The sequence below is a fragment of the Pseudoxanthomonas sp. PXM01 genome, from assembly GCF_014851815.1.
In the GTDB taxonomy this organism is placed as follows: Bacteria; Pseudomonadota; Gammaproteobacteria; order Xanthomonadales; family Xanthomonadaceae; genus Pseudoxanthomonas_A.
Genome location: NZ_JACVAJ010000002.1, coordinates 1450980 through 1471973 on the forward strand (window position 1 = coordinate 1450980; position 20994 = coordinate 1471973).

16 protein-coding genes are annotated in these 20994 nt (G+C 68.0%); 8 read left to right on the top strand and 8 right to left on the bottom strand.

Annotated elements, in window-relative coordinates; translation table 11 throughout:
* The first annotated feature begins 32 nt into the window (after nt 1–32).
* Nucleotides 33–1829, top strand: coding sequence for a monovalent cation:proton antiporter-2 (CPA2) family protein (locus tag IB230_RS16260; RefSeq protein ID WP_192273819.1), 1797 nt, complete (start codon nt 33–35; stop codon nt 1827–1829).
* Between the two features lie 12 nt (nt 1830–1841).
* Here the strand turns inward: IB230_RS16260 and IB230_RS16265 are convergent, their stop codons facing one another.
* Together IB230_RS16265 and IB230_RS16270 are read right to left on the bottom strand one after the other, a co-directional pair.
* Nucleotides 1842–5138 carry an ankyrin repeat domain-containing protein gene (locus IB230_RS16265; protein WP_192273820.1) on the bottom strand — a complete coding sequence of 1099 codons (3297 nt, stop codon included), beginning with the start codon at nt 5136–5138 and terminating at the stop codon, nt 1842–1844.
* Complete coding sequence (locus tag IB230_RS16270) at nt 5131–5388, bottom strand: YcgL domain-containing protein (RefSeq protein WP_192273821.1); 258 nt, start codon at nt 5386–5388, stop codon at nt 5131–5133. The genes IB230_RS16265 and IB230_RS16270 overlap by 8 nt, the downstream gene beginning before the upstream one ends.
* Nucleotides 5389–5549: 161 nt before the next feature.
* Here IB230_RS16270 and IB230_RS16275 point away from each other — a divergent pair, with 161 nt between their 5' ends.
* Genes IB230_RS16275 through hemF form a run of 3 tightly spaced genes read left to right on the top strand, consistent with a single transcriptional unit; the run spans nt 5550 to nt 9429 of the window.
* Nucleotides 5550–7916 (top strand): S9 family peptidase, encoded by a 2367-nt coding sequence (locus IB230_RS16275; RefSeq protein WP_192273822.1) that lies wholly within the window; start codon nt 5550–5552, stop codon nt 7914–7916.
* A gap of 4 nt (nt 7917–7920) precedes the next feature.
* Complete coding sequence (locus IB230_RS16280) at nt 7921–8490, top strand: hypothetical protein (RefSeq protein WP_192273823.1); 570 nt, start codon at nt 7921–7923, stop codon at nt 8488–8490.
* A 9-nt stretch (nt 8491–8499) separates the two neighbouring features.
* Nucleotides 8500–9429, top strand: a complete 930-nt coding sequence (gene hemF / locus IB230_RS16285) for an oxygen-dependent coproporphyrinogen oxidase (protein ID WP_192273824.1) — start codon at nt 8500–8502, stop codon at nt 9427–9429.
* 17 nt (nt 9430–9446) lie between these two features.
* On the opposite strand, the gene IB230_RS16290 is transcribed toward hemF, so the two are convergent.
* The gene (locus tag IB230_RS16290; protein WP_192273825.1) at nt 9447–9935 is read right to left on the bottom strand and encodes a YetF domain-containing protein; all 489 of its coding nucleotides are present in this window, start codon (nt 9933–9935) and stop codon (nt 9447–9449) included.
* A gap of 365 nt (nt 9936–10300) precedes the next feature.
* Nucleotides 10301–13078, bottom strand: coding sequence for a DNA polymerase I (gene polA, locus IB230_RS16295; protein WP_192273826.1), 2778 nt, complete (start codon nt 13076–13078; stop codon nt 10301–10303).
* A 106-nt stretch (nt 13079–13184) separates the two neighbouring features.
* On the opposite strand from polA, the gene IB230_RS16300 reads away from it, so the two are divergent.
* On the top strand, nt 13185–13481 hold the full coding sequence (locus tag IB230_RS16300) for a DUF2782 domain-containing protein (protein ID WP_192273827.1): 297 nt from the start codon (nt 13185–13187) through the stop codon (nt 13479–13481).
* A 10-nt stretch (nt 13482–13491) separates the two neighbouring features.
* Here IB230_RS16300 and IB230_RS16305 read toward each other — a convergent pair whose 3' ends face one another.
* The 4 genes from IB230_RS16305 to IB230_RS16320 all read right to left on the bottom strand — a co-directional run bounded on the left by IB230_RS16305 (nt 13492) and on the right by IB230_RS16320 (nt 17394).
* Nucleotides 13492–13938 carry a universal stress protein gene (locus IB230_RS16305; protein WP_192273828.1) on the bottom strand — a complete coding sequence of 149 codons (447 nt, stop codon included), beginning with the start codon at nt 13936–13938 and terminating at the stop codon, nt 13492–13494.
* Between the two features lie 80 nt (nt 13939–14018).
* Nucleotides 14019–16220: a DNA helicase II gene (uvrD, locus tag IB230_RS16310; protein ID WP_192273829.1), complete on the bottom strand. Its 2202-nt coding sequence runs from the start codon at nt 16218–16220 to the stop codon at nt 14019–14021.
* A gap of 49 nt (nt 16221–16269) precedes the next feature.
* Nucleotides 16270–16770: a GNAT family N-acetyltransferase gene (locus IB230_RS16315; protein ID WP_343227337.1), complete on the bottom strand. Its 501-nt coding sequence runs from the start codon at nt 16768–16770 to the stop codon at nt 16270–16272.
* Between the two features lie 3 nt (nt 16771–16773).
* The gene (locus tag IB230_RS16320; protein ID WP_192273830.1) at nt 16774–17394 is read right to left on the bottom strand and encodes a TIGR00645 family protein; all 621 of its coding nucleotides are present in this window, start codon (nt 17392–17394) and stop codon (nt 16774–16776) included.
* A 109-nt stretch (nt 17395–17503) separates the two neighbouring features.
* Here IB230_RS16320 and IB230_RS16325 point away from each other — a divergent pair, with 109 nt between their 5' ends.
* The 3 genes from IB230_RS16325 to IB230_RS16335 all read left to right on the top strand — a co-directional run bounded on the left by IB230_RS16325 (nt 17504) and on the right by IB230_RS16335 (nt 20974).
* The gene (locus tag IB230_RS16325; protein ID WP_192273831.1) at nt 17504–18220 is read left to right on the top strand and encodes a glutathione binding-like protein; all 717 of its coding nucleotides are present in this window, start codon (nt 17504–17506) and stop codon (nt 18218–18220) included.
* A 65-nt stretch (nt 18221–18285) separates the two neighbouring features.
* Complete coding sequence (locus IB230_RS16330; protein WP_192273832.1) at nt 18286–20511, top strand: S9 family peptidase; 2226 nt, start codon at nt 18286–18288, stop codon at nt 20509–20511.
* 25 nt (nt 20512–20536) lie between these two features.
* Complete coding sequence (locus IB230_RS16335) at nt 20537–20974, top strand: cytochrome c oxidase assembly factor Coa1 family protein (RefSeq protein WP_192273833.1); 438 nt, start codon at nt 20537–20539, stop codon at nt 20972–20974.
* The last annotated feature ends 20 nt before the right edge of the window (nt 20975–20994 follow it).

A 20994-nucleotide genomic window follows, 5' to 3' on the forward strand; every position in this document is an offset into this window, starting at 1 on the left:
GTGCGCCGCATACTATCCCCGCGAGGTGATACATGCACGGTAGTGGTCTGGAGTTAGCGCTGGTGTTCCTGCTGGCCGCGGTGATCGCGGTGCCGGTGTTCAAGCGCTTCGGGTTGGGGGCGGTGCTGGCCTACCTGGTGGCTGGCGTAGTGCTGGGCCCGGACGGGCTGGCGCTGGTTCGGGATGCGGATCGCATCCTCGACGCGGCCGAGATCGGCGTGGTGATGATGCTGTTCGTCATCGGCCTGGAACTGTCACCGTCGCGCCTGCGTGTGATGCGCAAGCCGGTGTTCGGGGCGGGCGGCCTGCAGGTCCTGCTGAGCGCGCTGGTGCTGGGCGGGATCGCGCTGGCCTTCGAGCACCACTGGAAGACCGCGCTCGTGATCGGCCTGGGCCTGGCGCTCTCGTCCACCGCGGTCAGCCTGCAGCTGCTCGCCGAAAACAAGGAACTGACCAGCGAGCACGGCCGGCTGGGTTTCGCGATCCTGCTGTTCCAGGATCTGGTGGCCATCCCGCTGCTGGCTGCCATCCCGCTGCTCGGCGGCGCGAAGAACGAAACGCTGACCTGGACCATGGTGTTCCATGCCGTCGGCGCCATCGCGATCGTGATCCTCGGCGGGCGGCTGGTGTTGCGGCAGCTGTTCCGCATCGTCGCGCGTACGCGCATGCCCGAAGTGTTCACCGCCACGGCCTTGCTGGTGGTGCTGGGCATCGCCTGGTTCATGCAACTGGCCGGCCTGAGCGCCGGCCTGGGCGCGTTCCTGGCCGGCGTGCTGCTGTCGGATTCGGAATTCCGCCACGAACTGGAATCGCAGATCGATCCGTTCAAGGGGCTGCTGCTGGGCCTGTTCTTCATCGCGGTCGGCATGGACATCGACCTGGATGCCGTGGCCAAGGCGCCCGAGGTGGTCACGGCCGGTGTCGCGATCCTGCTGGCGGTGAAATTCTCGCTGCTGTTCGGCATCGGCCGCTGGCCGGGCCGCCTGCAGCCCCGGGGGGCGCTGATGCTGGCCGGCACGCTGTGGCTGGGGGGTGAGTTCGCGTTCGTGGTCTTCAGCGAAGCGTCGCGCGTGAAGCTCATGGACGTCGAACTACGCAACCAGCTGACCGCGATCGTCGGCGTATCGATGGCACTGACCCCCTTGCTGCTCCTGGGCCTGCATCGCCTGCTGGCCGAGGTGAAGCACGCGCCTGCCGCCGCGCCGCGCACGTTCGATGAGATTCCGGACGAGCAGCCGCAGGTGCTGATCGCGGGCATGGGCAGGTTCGGCCAAATCGTCGCGCGCCTGCTCACCGCACAGCGGATTTCCTTCGTCGCACTGGAGCACAGCCCCGAGACCGTCGACACGTTGCGGCGGTTCGGCAACATCCGGCTGTACTACGGCGACCCGACCCGGCCTGACCTGCTGAGGTCCGCCGGCGCGCAGCATGTGAAGGTGTTCGTGATCGCAATGGACGACCCCGACACGAACATCAAGGCGACGCGACTGATCCGCCGCATGTATCCGGAGGCCCGCGTGCTGGCGCGCGCGCGCAACCGCCAGCACGCCTGGCGGTTGATGGACCTGAGCGCGGAGGCGTATCGCGAGACGCTGGGCTCCAGCCTGGAGATGGCGCAGCAGGTGCTGGTGGAACTGGGCCTGCCACCCGAAACCGCGGCCGAGCACACCCGGCGTTTCCGCCAGCACGACGAGAAGCTGCTGCGCGCGCAATACCTGGTCTACGACGACGATGGCGCAGTGATCCAGACGGCACGCAATGCCGTCAGCGACCTTGAGCAGTTGTTCGAAGCCGATGCGACCGGAGAGGACGCACCGCCGGCGCGCTGAGGCGGATCCGGGTCAGCCGCGGTCGCGCAGGAAACGCGCCATCGATGCGCCCGCGCCGGGCGTGGCGGGCACGAACTCCGCCGCCACGTCGATGAAACCGCGCATCACCGCGATCTCGCGCGGCGTGCGGTTCAGTGCGTCGCGCAGCTCCGGATCCGCGCCGGCCCGCAGCAGGCGGCTGACCACGCGCAGCAGGCCGTGCAGCGACGCCAGGTGCAACGGACCGAAGCCGCGCGGGTCCTGCACGTCCAGCGACACGCCCTCATCGAGCAGACGCTCCAGGCCGGCGAGCACGACTTCCTCGTCGCAGGCGGTTCCGGGTTCGGCACGCGCGCCGAGCAGCAGCAGCAACGGCGTCACCGCGCCGGCCGCCGCCTGTTCGAACTCCGCACCGGACAGCAGCAGCGTATCCAGCAACGCCACCAGCCGCGGCTTTTCGCGGGCGGTGAACCCGTAGAGGGCGGCGCAGTGCAGGGGCGTCAGCCCTTGCGCATCGCCGGCGTGCACGTTGGCTCCCGCCGTGATCAGGCGTGCGGCGATCTCCGGCAGCCCCAGGGCCGCCGCCAGCATCAGCACGGTGACGCCACCGGGCAGGCGGTGCTCGATGTCCGTGCCGGCCGCGAGCAGGGCACCCACGATCTCGACCTGGCGCATGCTGACCGCGGCCGACAACGGCGTGGCGCCGGTATTGGCGGCGCGCTGCGGATCGGCACCGCGCGCCAGCAGCAACTCGACCGTGGACGCGAAGCCGCCGCCCGCCGCGCGCAGCAGCGCCGTGCAGCCCTGGGCATCCGGCGAATCGACGTCGAAGCCCAAGTCCAGCAGGCGCCGCACGGCATCGCGGTCGCCGGCCATCGCGGCGGCCGGCAGGTCGGCCGGACGCAGCGCACGGCGTGGCAACGACCAGATGCGCCAGTCGAGCCAGTCGGCCAGATCGCGGCGGCCGCACGCCAGGGCGACGCCGAGCGGCGTCTGCCCGTCGGCGGCGCGCGCGTCGGGCGAGGCGCCCTTCGCGACGAGCTGCTTCAGTGCGGTTTCGCGACCCAGCACCGCCGCCAGATGCAGGGCGGTCATGCCATGGCTGTCGCGCGCCTCGCGATCCACGCCGATGTCGAGCAGGCGGTCGAGCACGCGCTGCCATCCCAGACGCACCGCCAGCGACAGCGCCGGGTCGCCCTGCGGTGACGGCGCGAACGGATCGGCGCCGCGTTCCAGCAGGTCCAGCGCGCAGGATTCCAGCGCGCGCGCCGCCTGGTCGTCCGCCGCGCACGCCGCCATGAAGCGCGCCAGTCCGCCAGCGCCTGCGGGCGGGATGCCGCGCGCCAGCAAGGTCGCCAGCGCCGGCTGCCCGGTCGGGCCCTGCGCGAGCAGCGCGAACAGCAGCGTGTCGCCATCCGCATTCCGGCTTTCCGCATCCGCGCCGTGGCGCAGCAGCCACGTCAGCCGTGCCGGGCGCTGCATGTCGGTGTCGTGCAACAGCGCACCGAGCTCCTCGCGCGAACTCAATCGTGCCAGCGCATCAAGACCGTCGAACTGGCCGCTCGCCAATCCCTCGCGCAGCAGTACCGCCGGCGCGCGATCGGGCGGCGTCTCGTCGTCCGCGGCAGCGACGGCCGTGGGCAGCGCGTACCCCGGGTCCAGCGCCGAGACCAGCGCCCAGCGGCCGGCTTCGGCCGCGACATCGACCGCACGGCGATCCTGCGCATCGGCCAGGGCAGGATCCACGCCCCAGTCCAGCAAACGGCGCACCAGCGCAGGCGAGGCGTTCTCGGCCGTGCAGGCCAGCATCAGCGCACTGCGGCGCCCGGCATCCAGCGCATGGCGGTCGGCGCCGGCATCGGCCAGCTTCTCCAGCACCTGCAGGTGCGCACCACGCGCCGCATCCAGCCACGGCGTGCGCTGCTGTGCGTCGCGTGCGTGCACGTCGGCACCGGCCGCGAGCAGCGTGGTGGCGATTTCCGCATGGCCGGCGTAAGCGGCTTCGTGCAGCGCACTGCGGCGTTGCGCGTCGCGCGCATCCACCTTGGCCTTGTGCTTGAGCAGCAACTGGACGCCGGCGGGATCGTCCTCTTCCGTCGAGGCGGCCGCCAGCAGCACCGGCTGCCCACCCTGCGGATCGGGCCGTGCGCCACGCTCAAGCAGGAACTTCGCCAGTCGCCAGTTGCCGGCCACGCAGGCCACGCCCAGCGGCGTGAGGCCATCGTGGTTCAGCGCATCCAGTTCCGCTGCGGCATCGCGCAGCAACGCAACGACGCCCGGATCGGAACTGCGGGCGGCATGATGCAGCGGCGTGTTGCCGTCGGCATCGGCGATACGCGAATCGGCGCCATTCGCCAGCAGCGTGGTGACGGCATCGGGCCGGCCATGCCAGCTGTCGCGGGTCGCCGCCAGCAGCGGGGTGACGCCGGCATGCGCGTGATTGAGGTCGACACCGTGCGCGATCAGCGTGCGCAGCAGGCGCAGATCGGGAAGCACCGCCGCCAGCACGCCGAGACTGCGCTGGTCGCGCGCGCCTTCCGCCGGCAGGGCATGCGTGTCTGCGCCGGCCTCGATGAGCTCCAGCGCGCGGTCCACACGACCGGAGCGGGCGGCATCGAACAGCGCCCGCTCCAGATCCAGGTCCTGTGCCGGGTGTTCGCCGGCCGTCGCGGTATCGACGTCGTCATCGTCGCTGTCCGGCATCTCCACCACGGGCAGCACGCCTGCGCCGTCGAGTCTCTGCACTCCCAGGTGCAGCACCGGCAGCAGCAACGCATAGGCCACTGCCGCGCCGGCACGTGCCGCCTCCGGCACCAGTCCAGCCCAGGCCAGGCACAGCCCACCGCCGACCGCGAGCGCCAGCAGCGTCGCCACGGCCAGGCCGCGCCAGGCATGGAAGTCGCGCTCGACCAGGCCTCGCCAGTGCGCGGCGAGCGACCCGCCATCGCGCTCCAGCCCATGCCATAGCGGCCACGTCCGCCACAGCCCGACGATCACCGCACCCACCACTGCGCTGACGCCCAGCGCCGCCGGCAGGCTGCCGCTGTCGTGCAGCGAGGCCAGCGGCCAGGCCAGCAGCGCCGCGCTACCGGCGAAGGCGACCGCCCAGGCCAGCAGCAGCGCGGGCAGGTCTTCTCGCCATGCGCGCGCAGGCGCCAGCACCCGGGTCCCGCGCAGCCACGACACGCCCAGCGCGATCGCAGGCTGCGCCAGGCATGCGGCGACCGCCGCGACCACGCCACCGGCCCAGCCCCCCGCGCCGGCCAGCAGCACGCCGGCCAGCAACGCGGCAACAGCGACGGGACGGGGCTGCAGGCGCGACTCAGGCATCGGCACGGACGCGCGGATCGGGCTGCGGCGGGAACTGGATATGGAAGCCGCGCGCCGACAGGTTCCCGCGCACGACGGCAGCGTCTTCGCGCGCCAGTTTCCGCTCGGGGGTCAGCGCCACTTCCAGCACGAACGCCAGGTCGCCCAACTGGGTGCGCAGCGGTTCGGGCACGAGGGTGAAGTCGTCGCGCTTCGCCAGGTAGACGAACGTGTCGGCCTTGCGCTGGCTCTTGTAGACGTAGGCTTGCATCCGCGCGTATCGCGCCCCGCGTGTGGACAAGCGGAGATTGTGCGTGAAATGCGGTATGCGCGAAACCCGCACCCGTTCACGCCGGGCATGACCATCGGCGGCCGGAACAGCGCGGCCGGACTGGTACTCTTGGCCTCTTCACCTCGCACTAACGGATGCCCATGCGCCCTGCCCTGCTCGCCTTGCTGCTGCCGCTCGCCCTTGCGCCTTCGGTGCACGCCCAGACCTCCGTGCCGCTCACGATCGAACAGGCGATGGCGGAACCGGACTGGATCGGCCCGCCGGTCGAGCGCGCCTGGTGGACGTGGGACGGCAAGCAGGTGCAGTACGAGCTCAAGCGCGACAGCAGCGTCGTGCGCGACACCTTCGAACAGGGACTGGATGGCAGCGCTGCGCGACGCATCGGCGACGACCAGCGCGCAGGACTGGATGCGGCAAGCCCGGTCTACGATGCCACCCGCCAGCGCATGCTGCTGTCGCGCAACGGTGACCTGTTCGTGCGCGACCTGCGCAACGGTGCGCTGACCCAGATCACCCGCACCAACGAAGCGGAACAGCAGGCCCGCTTCGCCCAGGACGGCGCGGTGATCTGGCGCACTGGCGCCACCTGGTATCGCTGGAGCGCAGGCGGCGGCACGTCGACCGTTGCCGAACTCAAGACCGAGCGCGATCCGCTGGCACCGCCGAAGGCCGACGCCCTGCGCGAGCAGCAGCTGCGCACGATCCGCACGCTCGCCGATGACCGCGCCCTGCGCGAAGCCGCGCAGAAGCAGGCCGAAGCCTGGCGCAAGGCCGATCCCACCCGGGCACCGGCACCGGTCTACCTGGGCACGGAGGTGGAAATCGAATCCAGCTCGCTGTCGCCAAACGGGCGCTGGCTGCTGGTGGTGACGCGCAGGAAGGGCGCCGATGCCGGACAGGGCGGCAAGATGCCCAAGTACGTGACCGAGTCCGGCTACGAGGAATTCCAGGACGTCCGCACCCGCGTGGGCCGCAATGCGCCCCTGCCGCATGCGCTATGGCGCGTGGACCTGGCCGATGGCAGCGTGAAGCCGCTCGCCTTCGATCCGCTGCCCGGCATCGACAAGGACCCGCTGGCTGCGCTACGCAAGGCCGCCGGCAAGGATCCGCTGAAGGGCAACCGCGACGTGCGCGTGGAAGGTGGCCGCGAGGGTGACGCCATGGCCTGGACCAACGACGGCACGCAGGTCGCCGTACAGCTCCATGCGGTGGACAACAAGGATCGCTGGATTGCCACGGTCGACCTGCCGGGCGCACGCCTGCAGCCACGCCATCGCCTGACCGATGCCGCCTGGATCAACTGGGGCTTCAACGAATTCGGCTGGCTGCCGGACAACCGCACGCTGTGGCTGCTGTCGGAAGAGTCGGGCTACTCGCATCTCTACACCGCGACCGGCACAGAGAAGTTCCGTGCGCGCACCTCCGGCAAGTGGGAAGTCTCCGAGCCGGAGATCACGCCGGACGGCAACGGCTTCCTGTTTCTGTGCAACCGCGACTGGCCGGGCGACTACGAGGTCTGCAAACTCGACCTGGCCAACAATGCGTTGCGCGAAGTGACTTCGCTGGACGGCGTGGAGAGCTTCAGCACGTCGCCCGACGGGCGCCAGTTGCTGGTCCGCCACTCGCGCAGCTACACGCCGGTGCAGCTGTCGGTGCTGGGCATCGACGGTGGCGACGCGAAGCAGCTGACGGATACCCGCAGCGCCGCGTTCAAGGCGCGCGAGTGGGTCGAGCCGCAGTACGTGCAGGTGCCGTCGAAGCATGGTGCGGGTGTGGTGTGGGGCAAGTACTACGGCCCGAAGACGATGGAGCCGGGCAAGCGCTACCCCATCGTGATGTTCGTGCACGGCGCCGGCTACCTGCAGAACGTCACCGCGCGCTATCCCAACTACTTCCGCGAGCAGATGTTCCATCACCTGCTGGTGGAGCGCGGCTACATCGTGCTCGACCTGGACTTCCGCGCCAGCGAAGGCTACGGCCGCGACTGGCGTACGGCGATCTACCGCAACATGGGCCACCCGGAACTCGAGGACTACCTGGACGGCCTCGACTGGCTGGTCGAGCAGAAGCAGGGCGACCGCGACCGCGCCGGCATCTACGGCGGCAGCTACGGTGGCTTCATGACGTTCATGGCGCTGTTCCGCGAACCCGGCAAGTTCAAGGCGGGCGCGGCGCTGCGTCCGGTCGTGGACTGGACGCAGTACAACCACGAATACACCAGCAACATCCTCAACACGCCCGAGCTGGATCCCGAGGCCTACCGCGCCTCGTCGCCCATCGAGTACGCCGCCGGCCTGCAGGACCACCTGCTGATCGCGCACGGCATGATCGACGACAACGTGTTCTTCAAGGATTCGGTGGTGCTGACGCAGAAGCTGATCGAACTGCGCAAGGACAACTGGGAGCTGGCGGCGTATCCGCTGGAGCGCCATGGCTTCACGCGTTCGGACTCGTGGCTGGACGAATACAAGCGCGTCCTCAAGCTGTTCGAGCAGAACCTGAAGTAGGACGATGGCCTCCATCCAGGCCAGCACCCTAGGTTCGGCCTTCGTCACCGTCACGGCGAAGGTGTCGATCGTGATCGGCGTCTTCGCTGCACTCTACGCCGCGATGCAGGTCATCGCGGCGGTGCTCCTGCTGGGCCATGTGGACATCGATGCGGTCCTCGGCTTCCTGTCGGCGCAGTCGGTTCCTGCGCCCGTGGTGTGGGTGCTCACGCACCTGACGACGATCGCCGTCGCCTTCCTGGCGATCTGCATTGCGTTCCTGGCGGTGTCGGTCGGGCTGCTACGCCGCCACGCATGGGGCTGGTGGGGCTTCGTGCTGTTCATGGTCATGGGCGCAGCAGCCAATTTCGCCGGCATTGCGGCGATGGATGCCGCGTTTGCCCTGGTGCAGGCCCTGCCGCACCAGCCCGAGACGGAGCAGTTGCGGACCGAACTCGCCGCGCTGCGGGTGCTGACGCTGGCCACGCTTTGGGCGACCGCGATCGTGTTCGCAGTGCTGCACGGCCTGGTGGTCTGGCAATTGTGCAAGCCTACCGTGCGGTCGGAATTCGGGATGCCCCGCTCGCCCCGCTAGAATGTCGGCATGAACGACATCACGCCCGTCCGCGATTATCTGACCGACCTGCAGGACCGCATCTGCGCCGCCATCGAAACCGCTGACGGCAGCGCGCGCTTCCACGAAGATGCCTGGGTGCGTCCACCGGGCGACGCATCGCCGATCCGAGGCGGCGGCCGCACGCGCGTGCTGCGCGATGGCGCGGTGTTCGAGCAGGCCGGCATCGGATTCTCCGATGTGTCCGGCGACCGGCTGCCGCCCTCCGCTTCCGCACATCGCCCGGAGCTGGCCGGCGCGTCCTGGCGCGCCATCGGCGTGTCGCTGGTCTTCCACCCCCGCAACCCCCACCTGCCGACCACGCACGCCAACGTCCGCCATTTCCGCGCCGAGCGCGACGGCGAGACCGTGGCATGGTGGTTCGGCGGCGGCTTCGACCTGACGCCCTTCTACCCAATCGATGAGGACGTCCATCACTGGCACCGGATCGCACGGGATCTCTGCGCGCCATTCGGCGGTCAGGCGCGCTATGACGCGCACAAGCGCTGGTGCGACGAGTACTTCTTTCTCAAGCACCGCAATGAGACGCGCGGCGTCGGTGGCCTGTTCTTCGACGACCTGAGCGAGGACTTCGACCGCGACTTCGCCTATCTGCGCGCGGTGGGCGACGGCTTCCTGGATGCGTACCTGCCGATCGTCGCGCGTCGTAAGGACGCGCCGTACGGCGAGCAGGAGCGGCAGTTCCAGCTCTATCGCCGTGGGCGCTACGTCGAGTTCAACCTGGTCTACGACCGCGGCACGCTGTTCGGCCTGCAGAGCGGCGGACGCGCCGAGTCCATCCTGATGAGCCTGCCTCCCCTGGTGCGCTGGGAGTACGGCTATGCGCCCGAGGCAGGCAGCGACGAACAGCGGCTCGCGGACTACCTGCGTCCGCGCGACTGGCTGACCGAACTGGCCTGAGGTCGACCGGAGGGCGGCTAGGACTGTCGCGGGACCACCGTGATATGCCCGTTGTTCTCCAACACGGCCAGTCGGATGTCGGCCATGTCCAGGCAGCCTGCCTCGCGCATGGCCTTCTCGAAATCTTCGCGGCTGATCAACTCGCGGCGCAGCACGTCGCGATAGACCTGGCCTTCGCGCGCGAGCAGTACCGGCGAACCTTCCACCCAGCGCTCCACCTTCGGCGACCGCGCCGACACCAGACCGACGAGCCAGTTCAGCGCGATCAGGGTGGCTGCGAGCAACAGGCCGCCGCCGACCGACGTGTCCTCGCCCAGCAGCGCGTTCTGCACGGCATTGCCCAACAACACGACCAGCAGCATGTCGAAGGGCGTGAACTGGCCCATCGTGCGCTTGCCCGTCATGCGGATCATCGCCAGCAGGATGAAGTACACCACGCAGGCCCGGAGCACGAAGGCCCACCAGGGCATGGCCAGCTCGAACATCTCGGCAAACGTCGCGTTCATGCGCTACCCCACGGAGAGCAATGCGCGCACGGTAGCGCACGCACCGCGGCAAACGACAGGCAATAAAAAGCCCCGCAGACCAGGGGGAGATCGGCGGGGCCAGGGGAGCGGGACCTGGGGAGGGGTCGTCGCTCCGGGGGAGATCGCTCCAGGGGATGGGAGAGATCAGTGACAGACGTTGCATCTGTCACGGGCTATATGACCACTCCGCACATGGATGGTTCGTGAAGATTCCGGTTAAAAAACCGTAAGATTCAGGAGGAATTCATTTTATTGAACTGCTCGGTATACAAATATACCTGACAGGGTTTTCCTGAACCTTCCGCAAGTCTATGTTCCGGAAGGGAAACCGTTTTCAGGCCCGCTCAATGGGCCTCTTCCCAGTTGTCGCCGACGCCGCTGTCGACCACCAGCGGAACGCTCAGTTGCGCCGCGGCGGCCATCCGGGCCGTCGCCTCTTTCAGCAACGTCGGCACGAAATCGACCTCGGCTTCGAACACCAGTTCGTCGTGCACCTGCAGGATCATCATTGCGCGTTCGCGGTGGCCGGCCAGCCACGCATCGACGCCTATCATCGCGCGCTTGATGATGTCCGCCGCCGTGCCCTGCATCGGCGCGTTGATCGCCGCGCGCTCGGCACCGGCACGCTGTCCCTGCGTCCCCTTGTTGATGTATTCCAGGTACAGGCGGCGGCCGAACACGGTCTCAACGTAGCCGTGCTCGCGCGCCTGCTGGCGGGTGCTCTCCATGTAATCGCGCACGCCAGGGTACCGGCTGAAGTAGAGCGCGATGTAGTCCTGCGCTTCTCCACGCGCGATGCCCAGCTGGCGCGCGAGGCCGAAGGCGCTCATGCCGTACATCAGGCCGAAGTTGATGGCCTTCGCCGCGCGACGCTCGTTGCCGGTGACGTCCTCCAGCGCCCTGCCGAAGACTTCCGCCGCAGTGGCCTTGTGGATGTCGGCGCCGGATTCGAACGCACGCACCAGGCCGGGATCCTGCGACAGGTGCGCCATGATGCGCAGCTCGATCTGCGAGTAGTCGCAGGCGACCAGCTTGCGGCCCGCGGGCGCGACGAACGCCTTGCGGATCCGCCGGCCATCGTCGGTGCGGATCGGGATGTTCTGCAGGTTGGGATCGGTCGACGACAGCCGCCCGGTCGCCGCACCCGCCTGGTGATAACTGGTGTGCACGCGGCCGGTGGTGGGATTGACCATCTCCGGCAGTTTGTCGGTATAGGTACTGCGCAACTTGGCCAGGCCGCGGTACTCGAGGATCACGCGCGGCAGCTCATGCTGATCGGCGATCGCTTCCAGCGCCTCCTCGTTGGTGCTCGGTTGGCCGGTCGGCGTCTTCACCAGCGCCGGCAGCTTCAGCTCGTCGAACAGAAGCGCTTGAAGCTGCTTCGGCGAGTCGAGGTTGAAGGTGCGGCCAGCCAGCTCGGTGGCCGTCTGCTGTGCGGCCAGCATGCGCTTGGACAGGTCGGCGCTCTGCCGGCGCAGTTCGTCGCCATCGATCTTGACGCCGTTGGCTTCGACGCGCGCCAGCACTGGCACCAGCGGCATCTCGATGTCGCGGTATACGCTTTCGAGACCCGGCTCGGCCGCCAGCTTCGGTGCGATGGCGCGGTGCAGTCGCAGCGTGATGTCGGCATCCTCGGCCGCATAGCGGATGGCATCGTCGACTGCCACCTGCGAGAACGGGATCTGCTTGGCGCCCTTGCCGGCTACCGCTTCGTACTTGATCGTGTCGTAGCCGAGGAAACGCTTGGCCAGGCTATCCATGTCGTGGCGGTTGCTGCCCGAGTTCAGTACGAAGCTCTCCAGCATCGTGTCGTCCGCGTAGCCCTGCACGTCCACACCGTGGCGGCGCAGTACATGCAGGTCGTACTTGCCGTGCTGGCCCAGCTTGCGCTTGGCGGGGTCCGCCAGCGCCGGCGTGAGCGCCGCAAGGACGTCGTCGCGGTCGAGTTGTGGCGGGGCGCCCGGATAGTCGTGTCCGACCGGTATGTACACGGCCTGGCCCGGCTCGGTAGAGAAGCTCAGGCCGACCAGGGTGGCCTGCATCGGATCCAGGCTGTCGGTTTCGGTGTCAAAGGCGAACTCGTCGGCCTGCTGCAGGCGAGCCACCAGTCCGTCGAGCTGGGCCCGCTCCGTCACTGCCGTGTACTCGCCGGCCACGCCCAGCGCGGGATCTATCGCACCCTCGTCCACCGCGGCCGTGGCCACCCGGCCGGTACCGCGCGCATGGCCCGGCTCCTTCTCGGCGATCACCGACGAATCGATCGCACCGCCGTCGAGCTCCTTCAGTGCCTGCTTGAAACCATAGCGCGCGTACAGCTCCCGCAGCTGATCGACATGGCGCTCCCTGAGCTGAAGATCGGTAATCGCCTGATCCAGCACCACGTCCGTCTTGATCGTGGTCAGCTCGCGATTGAGCGGCAAGCGGGGCAACGCCTCGCGCAGGCTTTCTCCGATCTTGCCGCCGATCTTGTCGGCATTGGCGATGACGCCATCGAGCGTATCGAACTCGGCCAGCCACTTGGCTGCGGTCTTGGGCCCGCATTTGGGCACGCCGGGAATGTTGTCCACCGCGTCGCCCATCAACGCCAGGTAGTCTATGATCTGGTCGGCGCGCACACCGAACTTCTCGATCACCGCTTCGTCCGAATCCAGCCGGCTGCCGCTCATCGTGTTGACCAGCACGACGTGCGGCCGCACCAGTTGGGCCATGTCCTTGTCGCCGGACGAAACCGTCACCTCGATGCCCTGCGCCGCGCCCTGCAGCGCGAGCGTGCCGATCACGTCATCGGCCTCGACGCCCGGCACACGGAGAATCGGAAATCCGAGGGCCGCGACGATCTCCAGCAATGGCTCCACCTGCATGCGCAGGTCATCCGGCATGGGAGGGCGATTGGCTTTGTACTCAGGATACAACTCGTCGCGGAACGTCTTGCCTGGGGCATCGACCACGAAGGCGGCGTAATCGGGTCGCTCCTTCAGGTAGGCACGCAGCATGTTCGCGACGCCGAACAGCGCGCCGGTGGGGAAACCGTCCGGTGCGGTCAACTCGCGGCCTTGTGCCTTGATGGCGTGATAGGCGCGATAAAGATAGTTGTAGCCGTCGATCAGAACGAGTCGTGTCATGCCGGCATTCTACGCCGCGCATCCGGGCGCGGCGTCACGCGCGCTTGCCCGCATTCGGCGCATAATCGACCCGTCACTCCCCCGACCGGACGCCACGATGAACCGCATGACGACCCTTGCCCTGCCGTTGTCCTGCCTGTTGGCCGTGGCCGGCTGCGCCTCGACCGGCGGCAGCAACCCCGCCGACGTGGATCTGGCCAACGCCCAGGTGGCGGTGCGCACGGAGAAGAACGGCGACACGATCGAGGAATACCGCGTGGCGGGCAACCTGCGCATGGTCAAGGTCACGCCGGCGCGTGGCGCGCCCTACTACCTCTACGATTCCGACGGCGACGGTCGCCTGGACAAGAGCAAGGACAACAGCGACATCTCGCCGGTGTACTGGAAGCTCTACGGCTGGTGAGACCCCGCGCTCAGCGGATCACCAGCACCGGCACGCCGCAGCGGGCCAGCACCTCGCTGGTCTGGCTGCCCAGCAGCAGGCGGCCGAGCGCGCGCCGTCCGTGCGAGGCCATGACGATCAGATCGCAGCCCTGCTGCTCGGCGGTATCGACAATCGCCTCCGCCGCGTAGCGGTCGGCGACATGCAGCAGCTGGGGTTCCACACCCGCGTGTTGCGCCTGCGCGGTGACGCCGTCGAGCACCTTGCGCGCCGCTTCGTCACGCGCGTTCTGGAAATCCGGCAACGAAGTCGCGACCGCACTCCAGCCCAAAGCATCGTCGAAGCCGGTATTGATGGGCTCACTGACCGTCAGCACGGTCGTCTTCGCCTGTAGCTGCCGGGCCAGCGCGAAGCCTTGCGCAACGCCCTTTCCGGCCCTTTCCGAGCCATCGGTCGCGATCAGGATATGCCGGTACATGCCGCACCTCATGGTGATGGGATGAGGGCATTACACGCGCTGCCGGCGTAGGACGCCGTGATCTGGATCAATCGCGACGACTACACCGCCTGAAGGTTCGCGTACGCCAGTACCAGCCACTTGCTGCCTTCGCTGTCGAAGTTGACCTGCACACGCGCATGCGCGCCACTGCCCTCGTAATCCGTGACCACGCCATGACCGAACTTCGCATGGGTGACGGTCTGGCCCAGCTTGAGGCCCGGCGTTTCCAGGCTCGCGTGACCCGGCGTCACGCGGGTGGCGAAGCCGGAGGCCGGCCGGCTGACCTGCACCCGCGGACGCACTTCATTGAGCAGATTGGCCGGAATCTCGCGCAGGAAGCGCGACGGGATGCCGTACATGTCCTGCCCGTGCAGGCGACGCGCCTCGGCGTAGCTGAGCACCAGCTTCGCGCGCGCGCGGGTGATGCCCACGTAGGCGAGACGGCGCTCCTCTTCCAGTCGCCCGCTTTCGTCCAGCGAACGGTTACTGGGGAACAGCCCCTCTTCCAGGCCCGCCAGGAACACCAGCGGGAACTCCAGCCCCTTGGCCGAATGCAGCGTCATCAGCTGCACGCCGTCCTCACCGGCCTCGACCTGGCCTTCACCGGCCTCCAGCGCGGCATAGGACAGGAAGGCGACCAGTTCGCTCATGCCTTCCTGGCCATCCTCTTCGGCCGCGATGTCTTCGCGGCGCACGAAGCGCGAGGCGACCGATACCAGTTCGTCGAGGTTCTCGGTGCGCGACTCTGAGTCGAGACCACCGCGGCTTTCGCGCGCCCAGTGCTCGCGCAGGCCGGAGCGGGCGAGCACATGGTCGACGCGCTCGGCCAGCGTCATCTCGGCGGTTTCTTCCGCAAGCTGGTCCACCAACGCAGCGAAGACCGCCAATGCGTTGCGCGCACGTCCCGCCAACTCGCTGCCCTGCGCCGCCAACGATGCCGCACCCCACAGCGAGACGCGTGTGCCGCGGGCCAGCCGGCGGACTTCGTCCAGCGTGCGTTCGCCGATGCCGCGCGTGGGCGTGTTGACCACGCGCTCGAACGCGGCGTCGTCGGCGCGGTTCGCCATCAGGCGCAGGTAGGCCAGCGCATCCTTGATCTCGGCGCGCTCGAAGAAGCGCATGCCACCGTAGACGCGGTACGGCACCTGTTCGGACAGCAAGGCTTCTTCGAAGGCGCGGGACTGTGCGTTGCTGCGGTAGAGGATGGCGGCATCGCCCAGGCTGCCGCCGTCGCGCACCCACTGGCGGATGCGTTCGACGACGAAGCGCGCTTCGTCCATCTCGTTGTAGGCGGCGTACAGGTCGATCGGCTCGCCGTCGCCGGTGTCGGTCCACAACTGCTTGCCGATGCGTGCGGGGTTGTGCGCGATCACCGCGTTGGCGGCGCCCAGGATGTTGGCGCTGGACCGGTAGTTCTGTTCCAGCCGGATGGTCCGTGCCGACGGATAGTCGCGCAGGAACTGCTGCATGTTCTCGACCTTCGCGCCGCGCCAGCCGTAGATGCTCTGGTCGTCGTCGCCCACCACGAAGACATGCCCGGTGTCGCCCGCCAGCACACGGATGAAGGCGTACTGGATGGCATTGGTGTCCTGGAACTCGTCCACCAGGATCTGCCGGAAGCGTGTGCGGTAGTGCGCCAGCAGCGCCGGCGTATCGCGCAGCAGCTCATGCGCACGCAGCAGCAACTCGGCGAAATCGACCAGGCCGGCGCGGTCGCAGCGCTCCTGGTAACCGGCATAGACCTGCCGGCGCACGTCCAGCCAGTCGTCATTCGGCGCCGGCTGGATGTGGTCGGGCCGGCGGCCTTCGTCCTTCTGCTCGTTGATCCACCAGGTGAGCTGCTTGGGCGGGTACTTGCCTTCGTCCAGCTCCATCGCCTGTACCACGCGCTTGACCAGCCGCTGCTGGTCGTCGCTGTCCAGCACCTGGAACGTCTCCGGCAGTTTCGCCTCCTGCCAGTGCAGGCGCAGCAGGCGGTGCGCCAGGCCATGGAACGTGCCGATCCACATGCCGCGGGAGCCGTTGCGCAGCTGCGTATCGGCACGGGCGCGCATCTCGCCGGCGGCCTTGTTGGTGAAGGTCACCGCGAGGATGCCGTGGGTGGGCACGCCGTGGACTTCGTTGAGCCAGGCGATGCGGTGGGTCAGCACGCGGGTCTTGCCGGAACCGGCGCCGGCCAGGACCAGGTAATGCCCGGGTTCGGCGGAAACGGCGTCGCGCTGGGCGGGATTCAGATCGTCGAGCAGGTAGGAAACATCCATCCGCCCATTTTACGGCCTGTAGCGGCCCACGCCCTGAGACGCGGTGCGTTCAGGCGAGCTCGGCGACCTGCATGGACACCTGCTTGCGCCCGCCATCAAGCCACTGCCGGCCGGCTTCGGCGAAGCCATGCCGCGCATGGAACAGGCGCGAGGGCTCGTTCGGCGGCACCACGTTGAACTCGCAGGTGATGCGCGGGATGCCTTGTTCACGGGCGAAGGCGAACAGGTCCGCATACAGGCGCGAGCCCAGCCGATGCCCCTGTACGGACGCATCGACGACGATGCGGTCCACATACAGGAAGTCCGGGTGGCGCTCGGCAAACCAGCCGAAGTTGTCGTTGCGGTAGTCCGCGCCGGCCCGCATCGCCAGCAGGAAGGCCACCACGCGACCATCCAGCGTCGCCACGCGGTGGTAGGCGGACAGGGACGCCAGCTGGCGCAGCCTGTCCTCATCCATCGGGCTGGTGTGCCGGACCTCGGCCGTGTTCAGCGCGACGATGGCGGCGTAGTCGCCCTCGTTCGCGTCGCGGATAAGGGGTTCGGCCGACACGGATCAGTGTGCGGCGTGCTTCGCGGGGACACCGCCATTCATCAGCTTGTCTGTCCACGCGATGCCGATGGCGGACAGGATGAAGACGCAGTGGATGATCGTCTGCCACAGCACGCCGTCCGGCGTCAGCTGGGTGCACTGCGTGCTGGTGATCGCCATCTCGGCCTTCATCTGTGCAAGCTGCGCGGGCGAGCAGAACGGCAAGCCGTTCAGGGCGCCGGCGGCGATGAAGGTCTTCAGCAGATGGATGGACGAGATGCCGATGATCGCCATCGCCAGCTTCACCTTCAGCACGGAGGCGTTGACGTGGCTCAACCACTCGGGCTGGTCGGGATGGCCTTCCAGGCGCAGGCGCGACACGAAGGTCTCGTAACCGCCGACGATCACCATGACCAGCAGGTTGGAGATCATCACCACGTCGATCAGGCCCAGCACGATGAGCATGATCTCCTGCTCGCCAAGTCCCGGCGCGCGATGGATCAGATGCCACAGCTCCTTGCCGAACAGGAACACGTAGACGCACTGCGCCACGATCAGGCCCAGGTAGAGCGGCAGCTGCAGCCAGCGCGACGCGAAGATCAGGTTGGGCAGGAAAGCAGGGCGGTGGCTGGGCGGCGGCGTCATGGGGGAACAGTCATTTCCAAGGATGGCGCAGGGTACCGGCCGGATTTGACGCTGCCAAGTCTGTCCCGACCGCTAGACTCGCAGGCCTCCCCCTCCTGCGGAAACCGCCATGATCGACCTCTATTACTGGCCCACCCCCAACGGCCACAAGATCACGCTGCTGCTGGAAGAACTGGCGGAAGCGGGCGCGAAGCTCGACTACCGCATCGTCCCGGTGAACATCGGCAAGGGCGACCAGTTCAAGCCGGAGTACCTCGCCTTCTCGCCCAACAACAAGATGCCGGCCATCATCGACCACGCCCCCGCCGACGGCGGCGAGCCGATCAGCGTGTTCGAGTCCGGCGCCATCCTGCTGTATTTGGCCAACAAGGCCGGCCGCTTCTTCGGTACCGACACGCGCCAGAAAGTGGCCGTGAACCAGTGGCTGATGTGGCAGATGGGGGGCCTGGGCCCGATGAGCGGGCAGTACGGCCACTTCACCGTGTATGCGCCAGAAAAGATCCCCTACGCCATCGACCGCTATACCCGCGAAGTGCAGCGCCTGCTCGGCGTGCTGGACACGCAGCTGGCGAAGCATGCGTTCGTTGCCGGCGACGATTACAGCATCGCCGACATGGCGATCCATCCGTGGATCAACGCCTACGACAAGGCGCCGCTGGACCTTGCGCCGTATCCGCACCTGCAGCGCTGGCAGGCTGCCATCGCCGCGCGCCCAGCCGTGCAGCGCGCGTATGCGCTGAAGTCGCAGGTGAATCCCGATGCCGGCAAGCCGTTGACCGATGAGGAGCGCAAGCTCCTGTTCGGCCAGGGTGGTCCGAAGGCCTGAGGAACCCGTCCGGGCGTTCGCGGGCATAATCCGGGGCTGACCGGCCCCGCCGCCCGAGAAATCCGATGCGCCTTGCCCTGTTCGCCCTGATGACCCTCGCCACCGCCCTGCCCGCCCACGCCGAAAAACTCACGCTGGAAGCCATCACCGGCAGCGCGCCGCTGACCGGCCCCACGCTGACCAGGCCGCAGGTGGCACCGGACGGGTCGCGGGTGACCTTCCTGCGCGGCAAGGACAGCGACCGCAACCGGCTGGATCTGTGGGAATACGACATCGCCAGCGGGCAGACCCGCCTGCTGGTGGACTCGTCGGTGGTGTTGCCGGGCGACGAAGTACTGAGCGACGAGGAGAAGGCACGCCGCGAGCGCCAGCGCATCGCGGCGCTGTCGGGCATCGTCGATTACCAGTGGTCGCCCGACGGCAAGGCGCTGCTGTTCCCGCTCGGTGGCGAGCTGTACTTCTACGACCTCGCCAAATCCGGCAAGGACGCGGTACGCAAACTCACGAACGGCGGCGGTTTCGCCACCGACCCGAAGATCTCGCCGAAGGGCGGCTTCGTCAGCTTCATCCGTGACCGCAACCTCTGGGTCATCGCCCTTGCCGACGGCAAGGAAACGCAGCTGACCCGTGACGGCAGCGACACCATCGGCAACGGGGTGGCCGAGTTCGTCGCCGACGAGGAAATGGACCGCCACACCGGCTACTGGTGGGCCCCGGACGATTCGGCCATCGCCTTCGCGCGCATCGACGAAACGCCGGTGCCGATCCAGAAGCGCTACGAGGTCTATCCCGACCGCACCGAAGTGATCGAGCAGCGCTATCCGGCCGCCGGCGACGCCAACGTGCTGGTGCAGCTAGGCGTGATTGCGCCGAAGGCGGGCGCGAAGCCGCGCTGGATCGAACTCGGCGCCGAAAAGGACATCTACCTGGCCCGTGTGGACTGGCGCGACCCGCAGCGCCTGACCTTCCAGCGCCAGTCGCGCGACCAGAAGACGCTCGAGCTGATCGAAACCACGCTGGCCACCGGCAAGCAGCGCACGCTGGTGACCGAAAGCTCGAAGACGTGGGTACCGCTGCACAACGACCTGCGCTTCCTGAAGGACGGACGCTTCCTGTGGTCGTCGGAGCGCAGCGGTTTCGAGCACTTGTATGTCGCGTCGGAAGACGGCAAGACGGTGACGCTGCTGACGCAGGGCGAATGGGTGGTCGATGGCGTGTTGGCGATCGATGAAGGTGCGGGGCTGGCCTACGTCAGCGGCACGCGCGACGGTGCGACCGAAACCCATGTCTATGCCGTTCCGCTGTCCGGTGGCGAGCCGCGCCGTCTGACGCAAGCCGCTGGCGTGCATGCCACCAGCTTCGCCCGCAACGCCAGCGTCTTCGTCGACAGCTGGTCCAGCGACACCGTGCTGCCGCAGATCGAACTGTTCAAGGCCGATGGCACGAAGCTGGCGACGCTGCTCAAGAACGACGCCGCCGACGCCGGGCATCCTTATGCCAAGTACCTCGCCGCGCACCAGCCGACCACCTTCGGCACGCTGACCGCCGCCGACGGCACCACGCCGCTGCACTACAGCCTGATCAAGCCGGCCGGCTTCGACCCGAAGAAGAAGTATCCCGTCGTGGTATTCGTCTACGGCGGCCCCGCCGCGCAGACCGTCACCCGCGCCTGGCCCGGCCGCAGCGATGCCTTCTTCAACCAGTACCTGGCGCAGCAGGGCTACGTCGTGTTCTCGCTCGACAACCGCGGCACGCCGCGCCGTGGCGCGGCCTTCGGCGGTGTGCTGTACGGCAAGCAGGGCACGGTGGAAGTCGACGACCAGCTGCGTGGCGTGGCGTGGCTGAAGTCGCAATCCTTCGTCGATCCGGCACGCATCGGCGTGCACGGCTGGTCCAACGGCGGCTACATGACGCTGATGCTGCTGGCCAAGCACAGCGAGGCCTATGCCTGTGGCGTGTCAGGCGCACCGGTCACCGACTGGGCGCTGTACGACACCCACTACACCGAGCGCTACATGGACCTTCCCAAGGCGAATGAAGCGGGTTACCGCGAAGCCAGCGTGTTCACCCACTTGGACGGCCTGCGCTCCAAGCTGTTGCTGATCCACGGCATGGCCGACGACAACGTGCTGTTCACCAACTCGACCAAGCTGATGAGTGACCTGCAGAAGCGTGGCACGCCGTTCGAGCTGATGACCTACCCGGGCGCCAAGCACGGCCTGCGCGGCAGCGACCTGCTGCACCGTTACCGGCTGACCGAGGATTTCTTCGCCCGCTGCCTGACGCCCTGATTCCGCACCCACCAGGAGCACCGCGATGTCGACGCATGTCCCCGCTCAACCCAACTGGTGGCAACGCAACTGGAAGTGGTTCGTGCCTGTGCTGGCGGCGCTGCTGTTGGCGCTGTTCGCCGCGTTCGTGTTCGGCATCGTGGCGCTGATCTTCGGCGCCCTCAAATCCTCGACGCCTTACCAGCACGCCATCACGCGTGCCCAGGCCGATCCCGCGGTGGTGGCCGCACTCGGGGAGCCGATCCGCGCCGGCTGGTTCGTGCAGGGCAATATCGGCGTCGATGGCGCCAGCGGCGAAGCCGACCTGGCGATTCCGCTGGACGGTGCGCGTGCGGACGGCACGCTGTACGTGGTGGCGGAGAAGAAGGCCGGGGAGTGGCGCTACGAGACGTTGGCGGTGAACGTCGAGGGCGGCGAGCGGATCGTGCTGACGGACGCATCCTCGCCCGCCACCGATCGCTGAAGCCGCAGCGCCCCGCGCAC